The sequence below is a fragment of the Streptomyces sp. NPDC002476 genome (genome assembly GCF_042889785.1).
Classification (GTDB): Bacteria; Actinomycetota; Actinomycetes; order Streptomycetales; family Streptomycetaceae; genus Streptomyces.
Map to the genome: position 1 here is coordinate 14537 of NZ_JBIARH010000033.1, position 21599 is coordinate 36135.

At 71.9% G+C, this 21599-nt stretch carries 13 protein-coding genes and 1 pseudogene; 8 read left to right on the forward strand and 6 right to left on the reverse strand.

The window, feature by feature from the left end:
- Positions 1-116: 116 nt before the first annotated feature.
- The gene (gene glgP, locus ACFYXM_RS28675) at positions 117-2741 is read right to left on the reverse strand and encodes an alpha-glucan family phosphorylase (RefSeq protein ID WP_389293629.1); all 2625 of its coding nucleotides are present in this window, start codon (positions 2739-2741) and stop codon (positions 117-119) included.
- A gap of 594 nt (positions 2742-3335) precedes the next feature.
- On the opposite strand from glgP, the gene ACFYXM_RS28680 reads away from it, so the two are divergent.
- The 4 genes from ACFYXM_RS28680 to glgB all read left to right on the forward strand — a co-directional run bounded on the left by ACFYXM_RS28680 (position 3336) and on the right by glgB (position 11337).
- The gene (locus ACFYXM_RS28680) at positions 3336-5426 is read left to right on the forward strand and encodes an alpha-1,4-glucan--maltose-1-phosphate maltosyltransferase (RefSeq protein WP_389293631.1); all 2091 of its coding nucleotides are present in this window, start codon (positions 3336-3338) and stop codon (positions 5424-5426) included.
- Positions 5423-7129, forward strand: a complete 1707-nt coding sequence (treS, locus tag ACFYXM_RS28685; protein WP_389293632.1) for a maltose alpha-D-glucosyltransferase — start codon at positions 5423-5425, stop codon at positions 7127-7129. Before ACFYXM_RS28680 ends, treS begins: the two co-directional genes overlap by 4 nt.
- A gap of 243 nt (positions 7130-7372) precedes the next feature.
- Positions 7373-8773 carry a maltokinase gene (locus tag ACFYXM_RS28690; RefSeq protein ID WP_389293634.1) on the forward strand — a complete coding sequence of 467 codons (1401 nt, stop codon included), beginning with the start codon at positions 7373-7375 and terminating at the stop codon, positions 8771-8773.
- 92 nt (positions 8774-8865) lie between these two features.
- Entirely contained in the window at positions 8866-11337 is a 2472-nt protein-coding gene (gene glgB, locus ACFYXM_RS28695; RefSeq protein WP_389293636.1) for a 1,4-alpha-glucan branching enzyme, read from the forward strand.
- Positions 11338-11355: 18 nt separating this feature from the next.
- Here glgB and ACFYXM_RS28700 read toward each other — a convergent pair whose 3' ends face one another.
- The 3 genes and pseudogenes from ACFYXM_RS28700 to ACFYXM_RS28710 form a co-directional block, all read right to left on the reverse strand.
- Entirely contained in the window at positions 11356-12411 is a 1056-nt protein-coding gene (locus tag ACFYXM_RS28700; RefSeq protein WP_389293638.1) for an RICIN domain-containing protein, read from the reverse strand.
- A 149-nt stretch (positions 12412-12560) separates the two neighbouring features.
- Positions 12561-12758 (reverse strand): annotated as a pseudogene (locus ACFYXM_RS28705) (MerR family transcriptional regulator); the annotation flags it as partial.
- A gap of 213 nt (positions 12759-12971) precedes the next feature.
- Complete coding sequence (locus tag ACFYXM_RS28710; RefSeq protein ID WP_389293640.1) at positions 12972-14435, reverse strand: cation:dicarboxylate symporter family transporter; 1464 nt, start codon at positions 14433-14435, stop codon at positions 12972-12974.
- A gap of 63 nt (positions 14436-14498) precedes the next feature.
- Between ACFYXM_RS28710 and ACFYXM_RS28715 the strand changes: the two genes are divergently transcribed.
- The 3 genes from ACFYXM_RS28715 (at position 14499) to ACFYXM_RS28725 (ending at position 17839) form a co-directional block, all read left to right on the forward strand.
- On the forward strand, positions 14499-16271 hold the full coding sequence (locus ACFYXM_RS28715) for an ATP-binding protein (protein ID WP_389293641.1): 1773 nt from the start codon (positions 14499-14501) through the stop codon (positions 16269-16271).
- The gene (locus ACFYXM_RS28720) at positions 16268-16939 is read left to right on the forward strand and encodes a response regulator (RefSeq protein WP_389293642.1); all 672 of its coding nucleotides are present in this window, start codon (positions 16268-16270) and stop codon (positions 16937-16939) included. The genes ACFYXM_RS28715 and ACFYXM_RS28720 overlap by 4 nt, the downstream gene beginning before the upstream one ends.
- A 249-nt stretch (positions 16940-17188) precedes the next feature.
- Entirely contained in the window at positions 17189-17839 is a 651-nt protein-coding gene (locus ACFYXM_RS28725; protein WP_389293722.1) for a helix-turn-helix domain-containing protein, read from the forward strand.
- A 49-nt stretch (positions 17840-17888) separates the two neighbouring features.
- Here the strand turns inward: ACFYXM_RS28725 and ACFYXM_RS28730 are convergent, their stop codons facing one another.
- The gene (locus ACFYXM_RS28730; protein ID WP_389293643.1) at positions 17889-18062 is read right to left on the reverse strand and encodes a hypothetical protein; all 174 of its coding nucleotides are present in this window, start codon (positions 18060-18062) and stop codon (positions 17889-17891) included.
- Positions 18063-18145: 83 nt separating this feature from the next.
- Complete coding sequence (locus ACFYXM_RS28735) at positions 18146-19171, reverse strand: ATP-dependent 6-phosphofructokinase (RefSeq protein WP_389293644.1); 1026 nt, start codon at positions 19169-19171, stop codon at positions 18146-18148.
- A 292-nt stretch (positions 19172-19463) separates the two neighbouring features.
- On the opposite strand from ACFYXM_RS28735, the gene pta reads away from it, so the two are divergent.
- Positions 19464-21578 carry a phosphate acetyltransferase gene (gene pta, locus ACFYXM_RS28740; RefSeq protein ID WP_389293646.1) on the forward strand — a complete coding sequence of 705 codons (2115 nt, stop codon included), beginning with the start codon at positions 19464-19466 and terminating at the stop codon, positions 21576-21578.
- The last annotated feature ends 21 nt before the right edge of the window (positions 21579-21599 follow it).

Consider the following 21599-nt stretch of genomic DNA (forward strand, 5'->3'; position numbering starts at 1 on the left):
GCGTGCGACTCCGAGACGGAGGAGGGAGTCGACGCGGAGTGCCGGCGACCGACGACAACGCCGGAAGCGCGTGTGCCAGGGCGTGGCCGCCCGGTCAGGGGTCACCCGACAGGCTCTCAGCGCATGAGCAGGCCCGCGCCGTCCGCCGTGGTCTCCGTCGGCAGCGCCACCAGTCCGAGCTCGGCGCCGGTCGCCAGCCGCGGATGCGCGGGCAGCACCCGCACCGTGTAGCCGTACGGGCCGGTGCGGTCGAGCACCAGCGGCCCCTCGTAGAGCCAGCGGCCCTCCAGGTCCTGGCCGCCCGCGGGCTTCAGCGGGAGGACCTGGGCGTCCGAGATCCCGTCGGCGGCGTCCACCCGGCCGGCCACCGCCTGCACCTCCACGTCCTCCGGCTCCAGCTCCCCGAGGGTGACCCTGGCCCGCAGCATCAGCGTCGAGCCCAGCTCGGCCGAGCCCTCCGCCGTGTCCGGCACCTCGGCCGCCACATGGTCGACCGCGACCCGTGGCCAGGCGGTGCGGACCGCAGCCTTCCAGCCGGCGAGACGGCGGGCCGCGCCGCGGTCCATCGCCCGTTGCGCCAGCGCCGCGGGCGCGTACAGCCGCTCCACGTACTCCGCGACCATGCGCCCGGCGAGGACCTTGGGGCCGAGGTCGCGCAGCGTGCGCCGGACCATCTCGATCCAGCGTCCCGGGAGCCCCTCGTCGTCCCGGTCGTAGAAACGCGGCGCGATGCGGTCCTCGATCAGCTCGTAGAGCGCGCCCGCCTCCAGGTCGTCGCGGCGGTCCTCGTCCACGGCCAGACCGTCGGCGGTGGGGATCGCCCAGCCGAAGTCCGGCTCGTACCACTCGTCCCACCAGCCGTCGAGGACCGAGAGGTTGAGACAGCCGTTGAGCGCGGCCTTCATTCCGCTGGTGCCGCACGCCTCCAGGGGACGCAGCGGGTTGTTGAGCCAGATGTCGCACCCCGGGTAGAGCTTCTGCGCCAGGGCCATGCCGTAGTCGGGCAGGAAGACGATGCGGTGGCGGACCCGGGGGTCGTCGGAGAACCGCACCAGCTCCCGCACCAGCCGCTTGCCGCCGTCGTCGGCGGGGTGGGCCTTGCCCGCGACGACGATCTGGACCGGGCGCTCCGGATGGGTCAGCAGTTCCCTGAGCCGGTCGCGGTCGCGCAGCATCAGCGTCAGCCGCTTGTACGAGGGCACGCGCCGGGCGAAGCCGATCGTGAGCACGTCCGGGTCCAGCACGCCGTCGATCCAGCCGAGTTCGGCCGGTTCCGCGCCCCGGTCGCGCCAGGACACGCGGAGCCGTTCGCGTACCTCGGCAACCAGCTGGGCGCGCAACTCCCTTCGCAAATACCAGAGTTCGCCGTCGGGGATGTCGGTGGCACCGTCCCAGGGCCCGGCGGCGCCGTCCCATCGCCCGGGGGACCCTCCGCAGCGGCCGCACAGCCGCAGGATCTCGGGGGCGACCCAGGTGGGTGCGTGGACTCCGTTGGTCACCGAGCTGATCGGCACCTCCTCGGCGTCGAAGCCCGGCCACAGCCCGGCGAACATCTCGCGGCTGACCCGTCCGTGGAGGGTGGAGACGCCGTTGGCACGCTGGGCGAGGCGCAGCCCCATCACCGCCATGTTGAAGACGCGCGGGTCGCCGCCGGGGTAGGTCTCCGTGCCCAGGTCCAGGACGTGTTCGATGTCCACGCCCGGGAGTTCGCCCTCGTCGCCGAAGTGCCGGGCGACGAGTTCGCGGTCGAAGCGGTCGATCCCGGCCGGCACGGGCGTGTGGGTGGTGAAGACCGTTCCGGCCCGTACGAACTCCACCGCGGCGTCGAAGTCCAGCCCCGAGCAGGCGAGTTCACGGATGCGTTCGAGGCCGAGGAATCCGGCGTGCCCTTCGTTGGTGTGGAACACCTCGGGCGCCGGGTGGCCCGTGAGGCGGCAGTACGTGCGCACCGCCCGTACCCCGCCGATGCCGAGCAGCATCTCCTGGAGCAGCCGGTGCTCGCTGCCGCCCCCGTACAGCCGGTCGGTCACCTCGCGTTCGCCGGGCGCGTTCTCCTCCACCTCGGAGTCCAGCATCAGCAGCGGTACGCGTCCGACCCGGGCCTGCCAGATGTGGGCGTGCAGCGAGCGGCCGCCGGGCAGCGCGAGCACCACCCGGCCGGGGGTTCCGTCGGCCTCGCGGAGCTGGGTGAGCGGCAGCTCGTCCGGGTCGAGCACGGGGTAGTGCTCCTGCTGCCAGCCGTCGCGGGACAGGCTCTGGCGGAAGTAGCCGTGCCGGTAGAGCAGGCCGACGGCGACGAGCGGGACGCCCAGGTCGCTGGCGGCCTTGAGGTGGTCCCCGGCGAGGATGCCGAGCCCGCCGGAGTACTGGGGCAGGGCGGCGGTGACGCCGAACTCGGGCGAGAAGTAGGCGACGGCGGCCGGGAGTTCCACACCCCGGCCGAGCTGTTCCTGGTACCACCTGGGCCCGTCCAGATAGTTCCGCAGATCCGCGGACACCTCGGCCAGCCGCTGCAAGAACTGTTCGTCCGCCGCCAGCTCGGCGAGCCGCGCGGCCGACACGGTGCCGAGCAGCCGCACGGGGTCGCACTCCGCCGTCCGCCGGATCTCCGGGTCGACGGCCTGGAAGAGTTCACGGGTCTCGGTGTGCCAGGACCAGCGCAGGTTGTGGGCGAGGTCGCTGAGCGGTCGAAGGGGTTCGGGGAGGACGGGACGCACGGTGAATCGACGAATGGCCTTCACACGTTCCACCTTAGGGCTGTCCCGTAATCCGTGGCGGACCAGCGCGCGGCGTCGGATGCGGTGCATCGCAAGGCGGAGGGGCATCCGCATACTGGACGTACGCCGACGTTCCGACAACGCGGCGAGGCGCCGCAGCTGTCGTCGCGCGCCCGCCAGGGATTACGGGACAGCCCTTTGACAGGGGACATGCCGTTCCCGGCGGATGCACCACGGCGTGCGCGGCTCCGTCACCCTGCGGGATTCCCGGCTGTTCATGGAATGCCTCGGCGGTGCGCGGCCATGCCCTTCGGGCCCGAATGGACGAATACGGCCCCGGCACCTCCCGCGTCCCGTGAATTTCGCCCGAACGCGCTACGAAACCGGGACGGCCCTCAGGAGCCTTTTCGCGCACGCGGGTCACTTTCGCACCCGGCCGTTCGAGTGCCATTTGAGTGAATGCGAAAGAAGCGGCCACGGCCACACACCGTCAGCCGCCGACCGAGCGGCCGGAAGCGGCTAGAAAGGACGGACCCCCGTCGGTCGCGGTGGGCGCATTCGGCCCTCCGCGACACCGGCGCGCCCTGCTCGGCCCGAGCCCCGTCCCCAGAGGTTTCCATGATCGGTCGCATTCCCGTCCTCGACGTCGGCCCCCTCGTCGACTGCGGCAGAAGGCCAGCCAAGGCGGTCACCGGCGAGACCTTCCAGGTCACCGCGACCGTCTTCGGGGAGGGCCACGGTGCCGTCGCCGCGAACGTGGTCCTGCTGGACCCGAACGGGCGGCCCGGGCCCTGGACGCCGATGCGCGAACTCGCCCCCGGCACCGACCGGTGGGGCGCCGACGTCACCCCGGACGCCGAGGGGCGCTGGACGTACGCGGTCGAGGCGTGGAGCGACCCGGTCACCACCTGGCGGCACGAGGCCGGCATCAAGATCCCGGCGGGGATCGACACCGCGCTCGTCCTGGCGGAGGGCGTGGAACTGCACGAGCGGGCCGCCATGGGCGTGCCCAAGCGGGACGGGCGTGAGGCCGTGCTGGCCGCGGTCGACGGGCTGCGCGACGCGTCCCGTCCGGCCGCCGCCCGGCTGGCCGCGGCGCTGGCCCCCGAGGTACGGACCGCGCTCGACCGCCATCCGCTGCGCGAGCTGGTCACCGGGTCCGCCCCGCTGCCGCTGCTGGTCGAGCGCCGAAGGGCCTTGTTCGGCTCCTGGTACGAACTGTTCCCCCGCTCGGAGGGCGCCACCGTCGAGCCGGCCGGGGCGGCCGGGCCTGCCGGGGCGGTCGCGGTGTCCGAGCCGGCCGGACGGACCGGGCGGTCGGAACGGACCGGACCGGCCCGGGCCACGACGGCCGCGCCGCCGCGGATCGTCAGCGGCACCTTCCGTACCGCCGCCGAGCGGCTGCCCGCTGTCGCAGCCATGGGATTCGACGTGGTCTACCTTCCGCCCATCCACCCCATCGGCACCACTCATCGCAAAGGCCCCAACAACTCCCTCTCCGCCGCACCGCACGACGTCGGCGTGCCGTGGGCGATCGGATCGGCCGAGGGCGGTCACGACGCCGTCCACCCGGATCTCGGCACCCTCGACGACTTCGACGATTTCGTCGCTGCGGCGCACAGGCTGCGCATGGAGATCGCGCTGGACTTCGCGCTCCAGTGCTCCCCCGACCACCCCTGGGTCCAGGAGCACCCCGACTGGTTCCGGCATCGCGCCGACGGTTCGATCGCCCACGCCGAGAATCCGCCGAAGAAATACCAGGACATCTATCCGATCGCCTTCGACAAGGACATGCGCGGCCTGGTCGAGGAAACGGTTCGCATTCTGCGTTTCTGGATGGGCCACGGAGTACGGATCTTCCGGGTCGACAATCCGCACACCAAACCGGTGGTCTTCTGGGAGAAGGTGATCGCCGAAATCAACGGGACCGATCCGGATGTGATCTTCCTGGCCGAGGCATTCACCCGTCCCGCGATGATGCGGACGCTGGCCGCCATCGGCTTCCAGCAGTCCTACACATATTTCACCTGGCGCGACAGCAAGAAGGAGATCACCGAATACATCACGGAACTGGCGGGCGAGACCGCCCCGTTCATGCGGCCCAATTTCTTCGTGAACACCCCGGACATCCTGCCGGGCCATCTCCAGGGCGGGGGCCGCCCGGCCTTCGAGGCACGGGCCGTGCTCGCCGCGACGCTGGCGCCTTCCTGGGGCGTGTACGCGGGCTACGAGCTGTGCGAGAACACTCCGGTGCGCCCGGGCAGCGAGGAATACCTCGACTCGGAGAAGTACCAGATCCGGATCAGGGACTGGGATGCGGCGGCGCGCGAGGGCCGCACGCTGGCCCCGCTCATCACCCGTCTCAACCGCATCAGGCGGTGTCACCCGGCTCTCCAGCAATTGCGCGACGTGCACTTCCACTCCGTCGACAACGACGGAGTGATCGCGTACAGCAAGCGCTCGGGGCGGGACACCGTACTGGTGGTCGTCAACCTCGACCCGCACCACACCCAGGAGGCCACGGTCTCGTTGGACATGACGCGACTCGGCCTCGACCGGCACGAGAGCGTGCCGGTGCGCGACGAGCTCACCGGCGACTCCTATCACTGGGGCAGGACCTTCTATGTGCGCCTGGAGCCGGGCGTCACGCCCGCGCACATCGTGGCCCTGCGACCGTCCCCGTCTACCGGAGGGTCACCCACACCATGATCGTCAATGAGCCCGTCCCCGACACGTTCGAGGACACCCCCGCCAAGGACCGCGATCCCGACTGGTTCAAGCGCGCCGTCTTCTACGAGGTACTGGTCCGTTCCTTCCAGGACTCCAACGGCGACGGCGTCGGCGACCTCAAGGGCATCACCGCCAAGCTGGACTACCTCCAGTGGCTGGGCGTCGACTGCCTCTGGCTGCCACCGTTCTTCAAGTCCCCGCTGCGCGACGGCGGTTACGACGTCTCCGACTACACCGCCGTGCTGCCGGAGTTCGGCGACCTGGCCGACTTCGTCGAGTTCGTCGACGCCGCGCACCAGCGCGGCATGCGCGTGATCATCGACTTCGTCGTGAACCACACGAGCGATCAGCACGAGTGGTTCCAGCAGTCCCGCACCGACCCGGAAGGGCCGTACGGCGACTACTACGTCTGGGCCGACGACGACAAGCAGTTCCCGGACGCCCGGATCATCTTCGTCGACACGGAGACGTCCAACTGGACGTTCGACCCGGTGCGCAAGCAGTACTACTGGCACCGGTTCTTCTCCCACCAGCCCGACCTCAACTACGAGAACCCGGCGGTGCGGGAGGAGATCCTGGCCGCGCTGCGCTTCTGGCTGGACCTCGGCATCGACGGGTTCCGGCTGGACGCCGTGCCGTACCTCTTCCAGCGCGAGGGCACCAACTGCGAGAACCTCCCGGAGACGCACGACTTCCTCAAGCGGGTGCGCGAGGAGATCGACACGCACTACCCGGACACCGTGCTGCTCGCCGAGGCCAATCAGTGGCCGGAGGACGTCGTCGACTACTTCGGCGACTACCAGCGCGGCGGGGACGAGTGCCACATGGCGTTCCACTTCCCCGTGATGCCGAGGATCTTCATGGCCGTCCGGCGGGAGAGCCGCTACCCGGTCTCCGAAGTCCTGGCGAAGACCCCGGCGATCCCGAGCAACTGCCAGTGGGGCATCTTCCTGCGCAACCACGACGAGCTCACCCTCGAAATGGTCACGGACGAGGAACGTGACTACATGTACGCGGAGTACGCCAAGGACCCGCGGATGCGCGCCAACATCGGCATCCGGCGGCGCCTGGCGCCCCTGCTGGACAACGACCGCAACCAGATCGAACTGTTCACCGCGCTGCTGCTGTCCCTGCCCGGCTCCCCGATCCTCTACTACGGGGACGAGATCGGGATGGGCGACAACATCTGGCTGGGCGACCGCGACGCGGTGCGCACCCCGATGCAGTGGACGCCCGACCGCAACGCGGGCTTCTCCTCCAGCGATCCCGGGCGGCTCTACCTCCCCACGATCATGGACCCGGTCTACGGCTACCAGGTCACCAACGTCGAGGCGTCGATGGCCTCCCCGTCGTCGCTGCTGCACTGGACCCGGCGGATGATCGAGATCCGCAAGCAGAACCCCGCCTTCGGGCTCGGTTCGTTCGACGAACTGCCGTCGTCGAACCCGGCGGTGCTCGCCTTCACCCGCGAGCACGGGGACGACCTGGTGCTGTGCGTGAACAACTTCTCGCGGTTCGCGCAGCCCACGGAACTCGATCTGCGCTCGTACGACGGGCGCCATCCGGTCGAGCTGATCGGCGGGGTGCGCTTCCCGGCCATCGGCTCGCTGCCCTATCTGCTGACGCTGGCGGGGCACGGGTTCTACTGGTTCCGGCTGCGGAAGGACGCGCCGTCGAGCTGACGGTACGTCATTTCGCAGCGACTGAACGCGGGGCGGTGACCGCCGCCCCGCACGGGGAACGCCCTTCTCCCCTCTCTCGCTCCTCTCGCCCATTCGCCGCGTCGAACGCTTCCGGGCCCCTCTTCGAGCCGAGTCCGTACGGACCATCCTGACCCGACACGTCCCGCACAGTCGGGCAGTCAATGCCGCAATCCGGAACACTCTTCGCATCCTGTGGTGTGCCCGGGGAAAGGAAGCGTTGCCATGTCGGAGGCTGCATCCATCCGGGTCGCCCTGGCCGACAGCACAGCTCTGCTTCCGTCTCTCGTGCCCCTGCTGCACGAATGGCTGCCCCGGCAGCGGTGGTTCGCGGGCAAGGGGCAGCCGATCACCGGCTTCTCGCTGGTGTCGGCGACCGAGATGCTGCCGGTGGACGCCCCTTCCGTGACCGCCGGATCCGGGGCCGGGCTGCTCCATCTGCTGGTACGGGCCCATCAGCCGGCGGCGCCCGCGCGATGGCCCGCCGACTGCTACCAACTGCTGCTCGGAGTACGGGCCGCGCTGCCTCCCCCGCTGGCGCCCGCGCTCATCGGCCGTCCGGCGAACGGACCGCTCGCGGGCCGCGCGGTCTACGAGGGGCTGCGCGATCCCCGCCTCGCCGCGCTCCTGCTGGAGCGGCTGCGCACCCCCGGCGCGCTGGGCGCCCTGCACTTCGGCCGGGGCGGCGCCCCCGTCGCCGCCGGACCTGCGCCGCGCGTGCTGGAAACCGAGCAGTCCAACACCTCGCTCGTCTACGGCGACGCGTACATCCTCAAGATCTTCCGCCGGGTGTTCCCGGGCACCAACCCCGACCTGGAACTGCCGCTGGCGCTCGCCCGCGAGGGGTGCGGCCGGGTGCCCGCCCCCGTCGCCTGGTTCGAGTCCGTCGCGCCGGAACCGCTCACCCTCGGCGTTCTCCAGCCGTACCTGCGCGACGCGGAGGACGGCTGGCAGCTCGCCCTGCGCGCCCTCGCCCGGGGCCACGACTTCACCGAAGAGGCGCACGCCCTCGGCCGGGCGACCGCGGAGGTCCACACCGCGCTGGCCGCCGCGCTGCCCACGCCCGTCCTGCGCCCCGCCCAGACCGCGCACCTGGCGGCCGGGATGGTGCGCAGACTGGAGGCCGCGGCGCGGGCGGTGCCCGCGCTCGTGCCGTACGTGCCCGGTCTGCGCGCGGCGTTCGACGCGGTGGCCTCGCTCGGGGACCGGGGCCACGACCGGGCGGCCCAGCGGATCCACGGCGATCTCCATCTCGGCCAGACCTTGCGCGCGGCCGACGGTTTCTGGTCGCTGATCGACTTCGAGGGCGAGCCGGCCAGGCCGCTGGCCGAGCGCCGCCGCCCGCAGCCACCGGTGCGCGACGTCGCCGGCATGCTCCGCTCCTTCGACTACGCGGCCCGTTCGCACCGCCCGTGGAACGCCGAGTGGGCGGCGCACTGCCGGACCGCGTACTGCGACGGCTACGCCGAGGCCGCGGGCGTCGACCCGCGCAGCGAACCGGAGCTGCTGCGTGCCCACGAGACCGACAAGGCGGTGTACGAGGTGCTGTACGAGGCACGGCACCGGCCCGACTGGCTGCCGGTCCCGATGGCGGCGATCCACCGTCTGGCCGCCGTCTCCGACTGACGGGCCGTCTGCCCGGCGGCTGCCCGGCATCCGGCCGACATCTGTCCTCCCCGTTCGCTCTCCCCCACCACCCCGCGAAGGAGGCCGTCCCCGTGACCGCCCGTAAGCCGTTCCGCAACACGCCCGTCGACGAAGCGCCCGCCACACTTCCGGCCGCCGCCGCACCGGTCACTGCCCCGGTCGCCACCGCCCCGGTCGCCTCCGCACCGGCCGCCGCCCCGGCCGCCGCCCCGGCCACCACCGCACCGCTCGCTGCCCCGGCCCGGCGGAGGGGGCCCGCCGCCGAGCGGGACGGGGCGGGACGGGCCGCCGAGCGGACCGCACCCGCGCGTGTGCGCGTGGAGTGCTCCGGCGGCCAGGGGGTCCGCGAGGCGAGCCCTCTCGACGACGGCGACCGGGCCCGGCTGCTCGCCGGGGAGCACCACGACCCGCACGCCCTGCTCGGCGCCCATCCGGTGCGCGGCGGGGTGGTCTTCCGGGCGCTGCGCCCGTTCGCGCGGTCCGTGACCGTACTCGCCAAAGGGCTGCGGGTGCGGCTCCTCGACGACGGGGACGGACTCTTCTCCGGGCTGCTGCCGATGCCCTCGCTGCCCGAGTACCGATTGCAGGTGGCCTACGAGGACGCCGAGACCGAGGTGCACGACCCGTACCGCTTCCTGCCCGCGCTCGGTGAACTCGATCTGCATCTGATCGGCGAGGGGCGGCACGAGGAGCTGTGGACCGCGCTCGGCGCACACCCCATGGAGCACCAGGGCGTGGCCGGGACCCGGTTCACCGTCTGGGCACCCGACGCGCGCGGGGTGCGGGTGGTCGGGGACTTCAACTTCTGGGACGGCGCCGGGTTCCCGATGCGTTCGCTGGGCGCCAGCGGGGTGTGGGAGCTGTTCCTGCCCGGGATCGGCGAGGGCGCGCTGTACAAGTTCGACATCTGCCGCCCCGACGGTTCGCACACGACGCGTGCCGACCCGATGGCGCGCCGCACCGAGGTGCCGCCCGCCACCGCGTCGATCGTGACGGCCGCGCACCACGAGTGGCGGGACCAGGAGTGGATGGCGCACCGCGGCGACGTGCCGGTGCACGAGGCGCCGTTCTCCGTCTACGAGGTCCATCTGCCGTCCTGGCGACCGGGTCTGACCTATCGTCAACTGGCCGAGCAGCTCCCCGGGTACGTACGAGATCTGGGCTTCACGCACGTGGAGCTGATGCCGGTCGCCGAGCATCCCTTCGGCGGGTCCTGGGGCTACCAGGTCACGGGTTTCTACGCGCCGACGTCCCGTCTGGGCACGCCGGACGACTTCCGTCACCTCGTCGACGCGCTGCACCGGGCCGGTATCGGGGTGATCGTGGACTGGGTGCCTGCGCACTTCCCGCGCGACGACTGGGCACTCGCGGAGTTCGACGGCCGCCCGCTGTACGAGCACTCCGACCCGGCGCGGGCCGCGCATCCGGACTGGGGGACGCTGGAGTTCGACTACGGGCGCAAGGAGGTGCGCAACTTCCTGGTCGCCAACGCCACTTACTGGTGCGAGGAGTTCCACGTCGACGGGCTGCGCGTCGACGCGGTCGCCTCGATGCTCTACCTCGACTACTCGCGCGAGGACGGGCAGTGGTCCCCCAACGAGCACGGGGGCAGGGAGAATCCGGACGCCGTCGCCTTCCTCCAGGAGATGAACGCCACCGTCTACCGCCGCAACCCCGGCGTCGTCACCATCGCCGAGGAGTCCACCGCCTGGGACGGCGTCACCCGGGCCACCCACCACGTCGGGCACGGCGGCTACGGCGGGCTGGGCTTCGGGCTGAAGTGGAACATGGGCTGGATGCACGACTCCCTCCAGTACATGACGAAGGAGCCGGTGCACCGCAAGTACCACCACGACGAGATGACCTTCTCGATGGTGTACGCGTACAGCGAGAACTACGTGCTGCCGATCTCGCACGACGAGGTGGTGCACGGCAAGCAGGCGCTGGTCAGCAAGATGCCCGGCGACTGGTGGCAGCGGCGCGCCAACCATCGCGCGTACCTCGGCTTCATGTGGGCCCACCCCGGCAAGCAACTCCTCTTCATGGGGCAGGAGTTCGCGCAGGGTGCGGAGTGGTCGCAGGAGCACGGCCCGGAGTGGTGGCTGCTCGACCCGACGTACGCGTCGGCGGGCGACCACCGGGGCGTGCGCGACCTGGTCGCCGATCTGAACGCGGTGTACCGGGCCACGCCCGCGCTCTGGCAGTGCGACACCGTGCCGGAGGGCTTCTCCTGGGTGGACGGCGGCGCGGCCGAGGACAACGTCTTCGCCTTCCTGCGCCACGACAGGCACGGTGCGCCGCTGCTCGCCGTCAGCAACTTCTCCCCGGTGGTGCGGCACGACTACCGCATCGGCGTGCCGGACGTGCTCGGCGGCCGGGTGGCGTGGGCGGAGGTGCTCAACACGGACGCGGCGCGGTACGGCGGCAGCGGCGTGTGCCACCCCGGCCCGCTGGAGCCGGAGGCCGTCCCGGCCCACGGCAGGAACGCCAGCGTGACGCCGACGCTCCCGCCGCTGGCGACGGTGTGGCTGCGGCCGGTCTGATCGCGGCTGCGTCCGGGGTCAGCCGCAGGTGGTGAACTCGGGTGCGGTCTTCGCCAGGTAGACGCTCGCGTGGCCCTGGTCGTCACTGATCAGGGGCACCGTGACGGTGTCGTGCGCCTTCCACGGGTATCCGTTCGCGTCGAAGGTCCAGTCGCCGGTCACCTTCGTGGCCAGCTTCGACAGCGCCACCCAGCCGTACTGCTGCTGCGGGACGGTGATGGTCAGGCTGTTCCCCAGCGTCTCGCTCAGGTTGTACGTCACGCTGCCGGAAATGGTGTGGGAGACGCTCGCCTGGACGGGGCTTGCCGCTCCCGAGCCCACGCCCGAGGTGAAGGACACACCGAGCGTGCTCGTCCATCCGCTGGTGGTGGTCAGCGAGAACGTCCACGGCACCGGCGCAGCGGTGCCGTTGTACCAGACGGGCGAGACGCACTCGACGGGCAGCGGCTCGGCGGGGGCCTGGGTCCCCTTCGTCCACGAGCAGGTGGCCGCGTCCTTCTGGCAGCGCTTGGAGGCGTACTCCACGGCGGCGTCGAGGGCGGCGCCCGAGGCCGCGGCGGGGATCTTCCACTGCTGCGCGGCGGAGCCGTTGCAGCCGTAGGTCTGGGTCCACGCGTCGTCGTACTGGGCGTTCAGGACGATGTCGACGCACTTGTTGTCACCGGCGTTGCGGATCATGAAGGTGTTGGCGACGCCTGTGACGGGCTGGAAGTACCAGCGCTGGGAGGCGGCCCCGGAACACGACTGCTGCCTCAGCGGAAGGCCGGTCGCCACGCACTTCCCGGTGAAGTCGTTGGCCAGGGTGAACGACCCGTCGGCCTGCTTGTTGGCGGTCCACTGCTGGTGGTGGCCGGGCGCGGAGTTGGTGACGACGTAGACGCCGTCCCCCGTGTTGCCGTTCTGCACGTCCAGGTTCCGGCCGTTGCCGGCCGCGGTGAACGTCAGCCCGGCGAGGCCGGACGCCTCGGCCGCCCGCGCCGTTGCGGTCTGCGCGGTCAGGCCGAGTACGACGGCCAGCGCGGCCACGAGGGCAGCCAACGCCCTGGGCAAGGCGCGGCTTGCACGCGGATTCATGACGGGTCCCCCTGTGCGATCGATGGATTGCTCGGAGTGATGGCGCCCGTCACGCTAGCGCCGCCCGCCCACCCGCGTGGGGGTGCCTCGGCGACAATGGCCGATACACGAGGTGTCGGCCGGAAGGCGCCGATCGCCGGGACCCGGCCGACGAACGGGCGGGTCTCTCCAGCTCGAACCCGAAGTCCTGGAGGGTCCGGATCTGCTCGACGAGACGCAGGTCGTCCCCGTCGTACGCGCGGTACCCGTTTCTCGGTGCGCCGCTCGGGCAGCAGTCCCCGTGACTCGTAGTACCGCAGGGTCCGTGTGGTCGTCCCGGCCCGCTCGGCCAGTTCCCCTGTCCGCATGATGTCGACCGTAGACATTGACGCGGACGTCAAGGCGAGGAGAGTCGCGGGCGCCGAGGCGGGAAGAGACGCGGTGTCGAGGCGGGAAGCGCGAAGGGCCGCCGCGGGAGATCCCGCGGCGGCCCGTACGGTGACCGCCCGGCGCACCACCTGGTGCGCGGCTGGTGTTCCGGCGTGTTTCCGGTGCGCGTGTCGGGGCCGGTGGTCCGGCGCCTACGCCTTGGCCGCGGCAGGTTCCTGGTCGTCGGCGCGCGGCTCGGGGATCTCCGCGCCCTCGCCGTCCTGGCTCAGCATCCGCTCGTTCCACGGGAGCGCCCCGGAGAGGACCTGCTCCACCCGCTCCTTGTCGATCTCCTTGGTCCAGGTACCGACGAGGACGGTGGCCACCGCGTTCCCGGCGAAGTTCGTCAGGGCGCGGGCCTCGCTCATGAAGCGGTCGATGCCGACGATGAGCCCGACGCCGTCGACCAGTTCGGGGCGGTGCGACTGGAGGCCGCCCGCGAGGGTGGCCAGGCCCGCGCCGGTGACCCCGGCCGCGCCCTTCGAGGCGACGATCATGAAGAGCAGCAGGGAGACCTGCTCACCGAAGCTCAGCGGGTCGCCCAGCGCGTTGGCGATGAAGAGCGAGGACATCGTGAGGTAGATCGCGGTGCCGTCGAGGTTGAAGGAGTACCCCGTCGGCACGGTGATGCCGACGACCGGCTTGCTGACGCCCAGGTGCTCCATCTTCGCGATGAGCCGCGGCAGCGCGGATTCGGAGGAGGAGGTGGAGAGGATCAGCAGGAACTCACGGCCCAGGTACTTCAGCAGCGCGATCAGACTGACCCCGGAGACCAGCCGCAGGATCGTGCCGAGCACCACGAAGACGAAGAGCGCGCAGGTGACGTAGAAGCCGATCATGATGACGGCGAGGGACTTCAGCGCGTCGACGCCGGTCTCGCCGACCACGGCCGCTATCGCGCCGAACGCGCCGACCGGGGCCACCCACATGATCATGGCGAGGATGCGGAAGACCAGGCGCTGGATGTGACCGATGCCGCGAAGCACCGGTTCGCCCGCCGCTCCCATGGCCTGGAGCGCGAAGCCCGCGAGCAGGGCGACCAGCAGGGTCTGGAGCACCTGGCCCTCGGTGAACGCGGACACGATCGTGGTGGGGATGATGCCGAGCAGGAAGTCCGCGGTCGACTCGCTCGCGCCCGCCGCCTGCTTCTCGCCGGCGGCGCGTGCCGCCTCGGTGAGGTGGAGGCCCTGGCCGGGCTCCAGCAGGTTGCCGACGAGCAGACCGATGGCGAGCGCCACCGTCGACATCACCAGGAAGTAGCCGAGGGCGAGTCCGCCGACCGCGCCGACCTTGGCGGCCTTGCGCACCGATCCGACGCCCAGCACGATCGTGCAGAAGATGATGGGCGAGATCATCATCTTGATGAGGTTCACGAAGCCGGTGCCGATCGGCTTGAGCTCGACGGCGATGTCCGGGGCCACGAAGCCCACCAGAATGCCGAGAGCCACGGCGGCGATCACGGCCAGATACAGATAGTGCGTGCGGTCCCGCTTGGCGGTTGCCACTCCCACGGGGGTTCTCCTCGGCTCGTCCGGGTCGCTCCCCCGTCCCTGGGGGCGCAAGGGCTGTCCGGCGGATCGAGGCCGGAAAAACCCTCGGTGAATATCTCGCCCCATGTGAGGGCGGTCACTGTTACGTGCATTTCGTTCATATGTTTTCGGCCAGGCAGACTGGGGGACATGCGTCTCCCCCGTACCCGTCCGCGAAGCCTGGCCGGACAGCTGTTCGCCATGCAGGTGGTGCTGATCGCGGCGGTGGTGGCGGGGTGCGCGTTCTTCGCGTACACCTCCGGGCGGAAACAGGCGGAGGAGACCGCGACCCGGCAGGTCAGGACGGCGGCACTGGCGATCGCCGGCTCCCCGTCCGTGCGAGAGGCGATCCGCGCCCCGGACCCGTCCGCCGCGCTCCAGCCGTACGCGGAGAAGGTCCGCAGGGACACCGGGATCGCGTTCGTCACCATCATGTCCCCGGAGCGGATCCGCTGGACGCATCCGGACACCGACCGGATCGGGGAGGAGTTCCTCGGCCACACGGCGCGGGCGCTGCGCGGCGAGACGTTCACGGAGACGTACACCGGCACCCTCGGCCCCTCGATCCGGGTCGTCACCCCGGTCCGGGACGGCGGCAGGATCACCGGCCTGGTCAGCGCGGGCATCACGGTCGACCGGGTGTCCTCGCAGGTGCGGGCGCAGCTGAGTGCGCTGGGGCTGGCCGCGGGCGGGGCGCTGGTGCTCGGCGGACTCGGCACGTACGTGGTCAACGCCCGGCTCCGTCGGCACACGCACGGCATGAACGCGGCCGAGCTGAGCCGGCTGCACGACTACCACCAGGCCACGCTCCGCGCGGTGCGCGAGGGGCTGCTGATGCTCGACGGGCAGCACCGGATCGCGCTGATCAACGACGCGGGCCGGGAGCTGCTGGGGCTGGGACCGGACACCCTCGGGCGCCGGGTCGCCGATCTGAGGCTTCCGGCGCCGCTGACGGGGGCGCTGCTCGCCTCCGAGGAGCGCGTCGACGAGCTGCATCTGACGGCGGACCGGGTGATCGTGGTCAACACCCGCCCGGTGGTGGGCGGGGAGCGGCGCGGCACGGTCGTGACCCTGCGCGATCACACCGAACTCCAGGCACTGTCAGGGGAGTTGGACTCCGAGCGCGGGTTCACCCAGGCGTTGCGCTCGCAGGCACACGAGGCGGCGAACCGGCTGCACACGGTGGTCTCGCTGATCGAACTGGGGCGGGCCGACGAGGCGGTCGGTTTCGCCACCGCCGAACTGGAGCTGGCCCAGACCCTCACCGACCGGGTCGTCGGCGCGGTGGGCGAACCGGTACTGGCGGCGCTGCTGCTGGGCAAGGCCGCACAGGCCCACGAGCGGGGTGTGGAGCTGGTGCTCGCGAAGGACAGTCTGATCGACGACGGCGCCCTGCCCGCGACACTGCCGGACCGGGACCTGGTGACGATCCTCGGCAACCTGATCGACAACGCGGTGGACGCGGCGTCGGAGGCGGCGGCCGGCCACGACCCGCAGGGCGCGCCCCGTCCGGCCGCAGCCCCGGCCGCACCCGACGCGCGCCACTCGGCGGCCGCGCCCGTCGTGTCCGACGCGCCCCGCTCGGTCGTCGCCCCCGTCGTGCCCGGCCCCCGTGACGGGGCCCGGGGACGGGCCGTGGTCACCGTGACCGCTCTCGCCGGGGAGGACGAGTTGCTGCTGAGGGTCGCCGACAGCGGGGCGGGGATCGATCCGGCCGACGCCGCCGAGGTGTTCGACCGGGGCTGGTCCACGCACGGTACGGGCCGGGGCATCGGGCTGGCCCTCGTACGGCAGGCGGTACGCCGCAACGGCGGGACGGTGGAGCTGGACCACGGCCCCGGGGGCGGCGCCCGGTTCACGGTCCGGTTGCCGCTGACGACCGGCGACCGCACGGAACACACCGCCGGGGAGGTCGTCCCGTGATCCGGGTACTGGTCGTCGAGGACGACCCCGTCGCGGCCGACGCCCATCGGCTGTACGTGGGCCGCGTCCCCGGGTTCGAGGTGGCCGCGGTCGCGCACTCGCGCGCGGAGGCGGTACGGGCACTGGACCGCACACCGGTCGATCTGCTCCTCCTCGACCTGTACCTGCCCGACGGACACGGGCTGCACCTGCTGCGTTCGCTGCGCGCGGCCGGGCACTCGGCGGACGTCATCGCGGTGACCTCGGCACGTGATCTGTCGGTGGTCCGGGAAGGAGTGTCGCTCGGTGTCGTCCAGTACGTGCTGAAGCCGTTCACCTTCGCCACGCTGCGCGACCGGCTCGTCCGCTACGCCGAGTTCCGCGCGGCGGCCGGTGAGGCGAGCGGTCAGGACGAGGTGGACCGGGCGCTCGGAGTGCTGCGCGCACCGCAGCCGAACCGGCTGCCGAAGGGGCTCAGCGCCCCGACGCTGGAGGCCGTCATCCGCGTCCTGCGGGCCTCGGACGGCGTGACGGCGGCAGCGGCCGGAACCGAGCTCGGCATCTCGCGGATCACCGCGCGCCGGTACCTGGAACACCTGGTGACGACGGGGCGCGCGGTGCGCAAGCCGCAGTACGGTCAGGTCGGGCGCCCGGAACTGCACTACCGGTGGCTGACCCGGGACCACTGACCCCGTGGCGACGGCGGCCCGGCCCGACCGGCCCCGTACGGCACAGGGGGCGTACGGGCACGGGCCCCGTACCGGCATAGGACCTTCCTACGAGCCGTGATATCGGTGGAACACACCGTGGTCGGACGGCGTGCCCGCTCCTACGGTGAAGCCGTGCGCCCCTCCCACTCCTCCGGCTCTCCCTCGTCCTTCGGCTCCCGGCCCCCCTTCGACGCCTCCGCCGCACGCCGCCTCCGTGAGGCCCTGGGGATGCTGCCCGGCCACGTCGCGTACGGCCTCGCGGCCCAGTACGGGCTCCGGATCAGCACCGCGACGGTGCTCGCCTGGGAACGCGGGCACGCCGTCCCGACCGGGCACGAACTCACCGCACTGGCCGGGGTGTTGTGGTGTTCGCCGGGCGAGTTGCTGACCGCGGCGCGCACCCTGCGGGAACACCGGACGGCCCGGCGGCTGACCGTGGAGGAACTGGCCGGCCAGGTGGGGCTGATGCCCGCCGCGTATCTGCGGATGGAGGAGTCGGGTCGCTGGCGGGGCAACGAGCGCCAGTCGGCGGCGCTCGCCGAGGTGCTGGGGCTGACGGCCGCCGGGCTGGTGACGGTGTCCGGGCGGGACGAGGAGCTGGCGGAACTGCTGCGCGCCGCGGTCACGACGCGACGGCAGGCGCCCGTCCGGGCGGTGGCGAAGCTGGTGCGGCTGGAGCGGGGACTCCTCCAGGACGTGCTGGACCAGCTCCACGCCGACTACCGGGCGCTGGCCGCGTCGGCACCGGGCCGGACCGGCGCGGTCGGGGAGCCGCCCGGGGAGCCCTCCGGGGCGACGGACGACGCGGAGCGGGCCTTCCTGGCGGGGATCACGGAACGGTTCTGGCGGACGGCGGGGATGCAGGGCAAAAGCACCTGAACCGCCCGCCGTCACGGCCGTACGCCACCGTCGCGTCCGTACGCCGTCGTCACGGATCCGGGGAAGACGTCACCGGGTCGAAGGAGAACAGGACCGTGCGGGCCGCCCCGTCGCAGCTCGTCCGCACCGGCTCGGCCTCGCGCCTGCCGTCGCGCACCGCCGTACCGACGCACGGACGGGTGTGGACGGGGCGGATGCGATAGCCCTCGACCGGGTGCCCCACGGGCTCGGTCCGGGAGCCCGCGGCCCCGGCCCGCGACCGCCCGCCGACGGGGGCCGGGGCGGGGCAGGCAGCAGGCGGAAGGGTCAGAAGACCGACTCGGCCTCGTACATCCGGTTCTTGGGGACCGTCTTGAGCTGGGTGATGGCGTCCGCCAGCGGAACCATCACGATGTCGTTGCCGCGCAGCGCCGTCATCCGGCCGAAGTCACCCCGGTGCGCGGCCTCCACCGCGTGCCAGCCGAAGCGGGTGGCGAGCACCCGGTCGTACGCGGTCGGCGTACCGCCGCGCTGCACATGGCCGAGGATGACCGGCCGGGCCTCCTTGCCGAGCCGGGTCTCCAGCTCGATGGCCAGCCGGTTGCCGATGCCCTGGAAGCGTTCGTGACCGTACTGGTCGATCTCGCCCTTGGCGTACGGCATGGAGCCCTCGGCCGGGTGCGCGCCCTCGGCGACGCAGATGACCGCGAACTTCTTGCCGCGCGCGAACCGCGCCTCGACCATCTTGACCAGGTCGTCGACCTCGAAACGGCGCTCGGGCAGGCAGATGCCGTGCGCGCCGCCCGCCATCCCGGACTCCAGCGCGATCCAGCCGGCGTGCCGCCCCATCACCTCGACGACCATGACCCGCTGGTGCGACTCGGCGGTGGTCTTCAGACGGTCTATGGCGTCGGTGGCGACACCCACCGCCGTGTCGAAGCCGAAGGTGCGGTCGGTGGCGGAGATGTCGTTGTCGATGGTCTTGGGGACGCCGACGACGGGCATCCCTGCGTCCGCCAGCATCCGCGCGGCGGTGAGGGTGCCTTCGCCGCCGATCGGGATGAGGGCGTCCATGCCGTAACGGCGGCTCAGCTCCGCGCAGTTCTCCGCGGCCTCGCGCAGCCGCGCGCGCTCCAGGCGGGCCGATCCGAGTATGGTGCCGCCACGCGCGAGGATGCCGCTGACGGCGTTGAGGTCGAGAGGCCGGTAGTGGCCGTCGAGGAGCCCCTTGAACCCGTCCTCGAAGCCGATGACCTCGTCTCCGTGCCCCACCACGGCGCGGTGCACGACCGACCGGATCACTGCGTTCAGACCCGGGCAGTCGCCGCCTGCCGTGAGAACTCCGATGCGCATCGTCCTGTGTCTCCTGCCTCGCTGGTGCCGTGCGTTCCGGGGGCGAGGACAAGATCCCCCGAAACGTGAAACATGACGATTGTCCCACGTGGTCTGGACCTCATGGTCTCGCCCGTTCCGGTGACGCCCGCGCGGGTGGCCCGTCGAATGCGGGGATGAATCACCGGCGCGCCGGTGGGGCGCGTGCGCCGCGGACGCGGGGAGCACGCCCGGCGGGCGACGTCTCGCGCGCCCGGCGTATCGTCAACATGGCGATACGTCCCAAACCGCAAATATGGACGGGAGAGCACGCGTGGCGCGCAGCGTGTACGTGACCGGGATCGACCGGGGCGACGGCCGACAGGTCGTCGATCTGGGCGTCATGGAGCTCCTGACGCGTCAGGTGGACCGGGTCGGGGTGTTCCGGCCGCTTGTCCACGACGGTCCCGACCGGATGTTCGAGCTGCTGCGGGCCCGCTACCGGCTGCTCCAGGAACCCGCGTCGGTCTACGGGCTGGACTACGAGGAGGCGTCCGCGCTCCAGGCCGAGAAGGGTACCGACGAACTGGTCTCCCGGCTCGTCGAGCGCTTCCACCAGGTGGCCCAGGCGTACGAGGTGGTCCTGGTCCTCGGCACCGACTTCGCCGACACCCAGCTCCCCGACGAGCTCGCGCTCAACGCCCGCCTCGCCAACGAGTTCGGCGCCTCGGTGATAGCGGTGGTCGGCGGCAGGGGTCAGAGCGCGCAGTCCGTGCGCGCGGAGGCGCGCAACGCCTACCGGGCGTACGCGGGGCTCGGCTGCGACGTCGTTTCGGTGATCGTGAACCGGGTGGCGGCCGGGGACCGCGACGCCCTCGCGGAGCGGCTGGCGTCACAGCTGCCCGTTCCCTGCTCGGTGCTGCCCGACGAAGCGGCGCTCTCCGCGCCGACCGTCGCCCAGATCACCGCGGCGCTCGGCGGCACGGTGCTGCTCGGCGACGGCTCCGGGCTGGCCAGGGACGCGCTGGACTTCGTCTTCGGCGGCGCGATGCTGCCGAACCTGCTGAAGGCGCTGACGCCGGGCTGCCTGGTGGTCACCCCCGGGGACCGGGCGGACCTGGTGGTCGGCTCGCTGGCCGCGCACAGCGCCGGGACCCCGCCCATCGCCGGCGTGCTGCTCACCCTGGACGAACATCCCGGCCCGGAGATACTCACCCTGGCCGAGCGCCTCGCGCCGGGCACGCCGGTGGTCTCCGTGGCGGGCGGCTCCTTCCCCACCGCCTATGAACTCTTCGCCATGGAAGGCAAGTTGAACGCGGCGACGCCCCGCAAGGCGGAGACGGCCCTGGGCCTCTTCGAACGCCATGTGGACACCGGCGCCCTGCTGGAGCGGATCTCGGTGGCCCGCAGCGGGCGGATCACCCCGATGATGTTCGAGCACGAGCTGCTGGAGCAGGCGCGCGCCGACCGGCGCCGGGTGGTCCTGCCGGAGGGCACCGAGGAACGGGTGCTGCGCGCCGCCGATGTCCTGCTGCGCCGCGACGTCTGCGACCTCACGCTCCTCGGCGAGCCCGACGTCATCCGGAAGAAGGCCGCGGACCTGGGCATCGATCTCGCCGCCACGCAGATCATCGACCCGCAGACCTCCGAGCTGCGTCAGCCGTTCGCCGAGCGGTACGCGCGGCTGCGCGCGCACCGCGGCGTCACGACCGAGCTGGCGTACGACGTGGTCGCGGACGCCAACTACTTCGGCACGCTGATGGTCGAGCAGGGCTTCGCGGACGGCATGGTCTCCGGTTCCGTGCACTCCACCGCGGCGACGATCCGCCCCGCGTTCGAGATCATCAAGACCCGGTCCGCGGACGCCGGTGACGGGACGGGCGGACCCGTCCCGTCGATCGTCTCCTCCGTCTTCTTCATGTGCCTGGCCGACAGGGTCCTGGTGTACGGCGACTGCGCGGTCAACCCGGACCCGGACGCGCGGCAGCTCGCGGACATCGCGGTGCAGTCGGCCGCCACCGCCGCCCGCTTCGGCGTGGAGCCGCGGATCGCGATGCTGTCGTACTCGACCGGCACCTCCGGCTCGGGCGCCGACGTCGACAAGGTGCGCGAGGCGACCGCCCTGGTCCGGGCGAGCCGGCCGGACCTGCTGATCGAGGGGCCCATCCAGTACGACGCGGCGGTGGACCCGGGTGTCGCCGCGACGAAGCTGCCCGGTTCCGAGGTGGCGGGGCGGGCGACGGTGCTGATCTTCCCGGACCTGAACACCGGCAACAACACCTACAAGGCCGTGCAGCGCTCGGCGGGCGCGGTCGCGGTCGGACCGGTGCTCCAGGGTCTGCGCAAGCCCGTCAACGACCTGTCCCGCGGCGCGCTCGTCCAGGACATCGTCAACACCGTGGCCATCACCGCGATCCAGGCTCAGGGCGGCGAGGCGCGGACCGCATGACCACACCGACCCCGACGATCC

Bases quoted from the DNA above. Each gene is read 5' to 3' on its own strand.
- ACFYXM_RS28680 (WP_389293631.1), top strand. From the start codon at position 3,336: ATGATCGGTCGCATTCCCGTCCTCGACGTCGGCCCCCTCGTCGACTGC.
- treS (WP_389293632.1), top strand. From the start codon at position 5,423: ATGATCGTCAATGAGCCCGTCCCCGACACGTTCGAGGACACCCCCGCC.
- ACFYXM_RS28690 (WP_389293634.1), top strand. From the start codon at position 7,373: ATGTCGGAGGCTGCATCCATCCGGGTCGCCCTGGCCGACAGCACAGCT.
- ACFYXM_RS28700 (WP_389293638.1), bottom strand. From the start codon at position 12,411: ATGAATCCGCGTGCAAGCCGCGCCTTGCCCAGGGCGTTGGCTGCCCTC.
- ACFYXM_RS28710 (WP_389293640.1), bottom strand. From the start codon at position 14,435: ATGGGGCGAGATATTCACCGAGGGTTTTTCCGGCCTCGATCCGCCGGA.
- ACFYXM_RS28715 (WP_389293641.1), top strand. From the start codon at position 14,499: ATGCGTCTCCCCCGTACCCGTCCGCGAAGCCTGGCCGGACAGCTGTTC.
- ACFYXM_RS28725 (WP_389293722.1), top strand. From the start codon at position 17,189: ATGCTGCCCGGCCACGTCGCGTACGGCCTCGCGGCCCAGTACGGGCTC.
- ACFYXM_RS28735 (WP_389293644.1), bottom strand. From the start codon at position 19,171: ATGCGCATCGGAGTTCTCACGGCAGGCGGCGACTGCCCGGGTCTGAAC.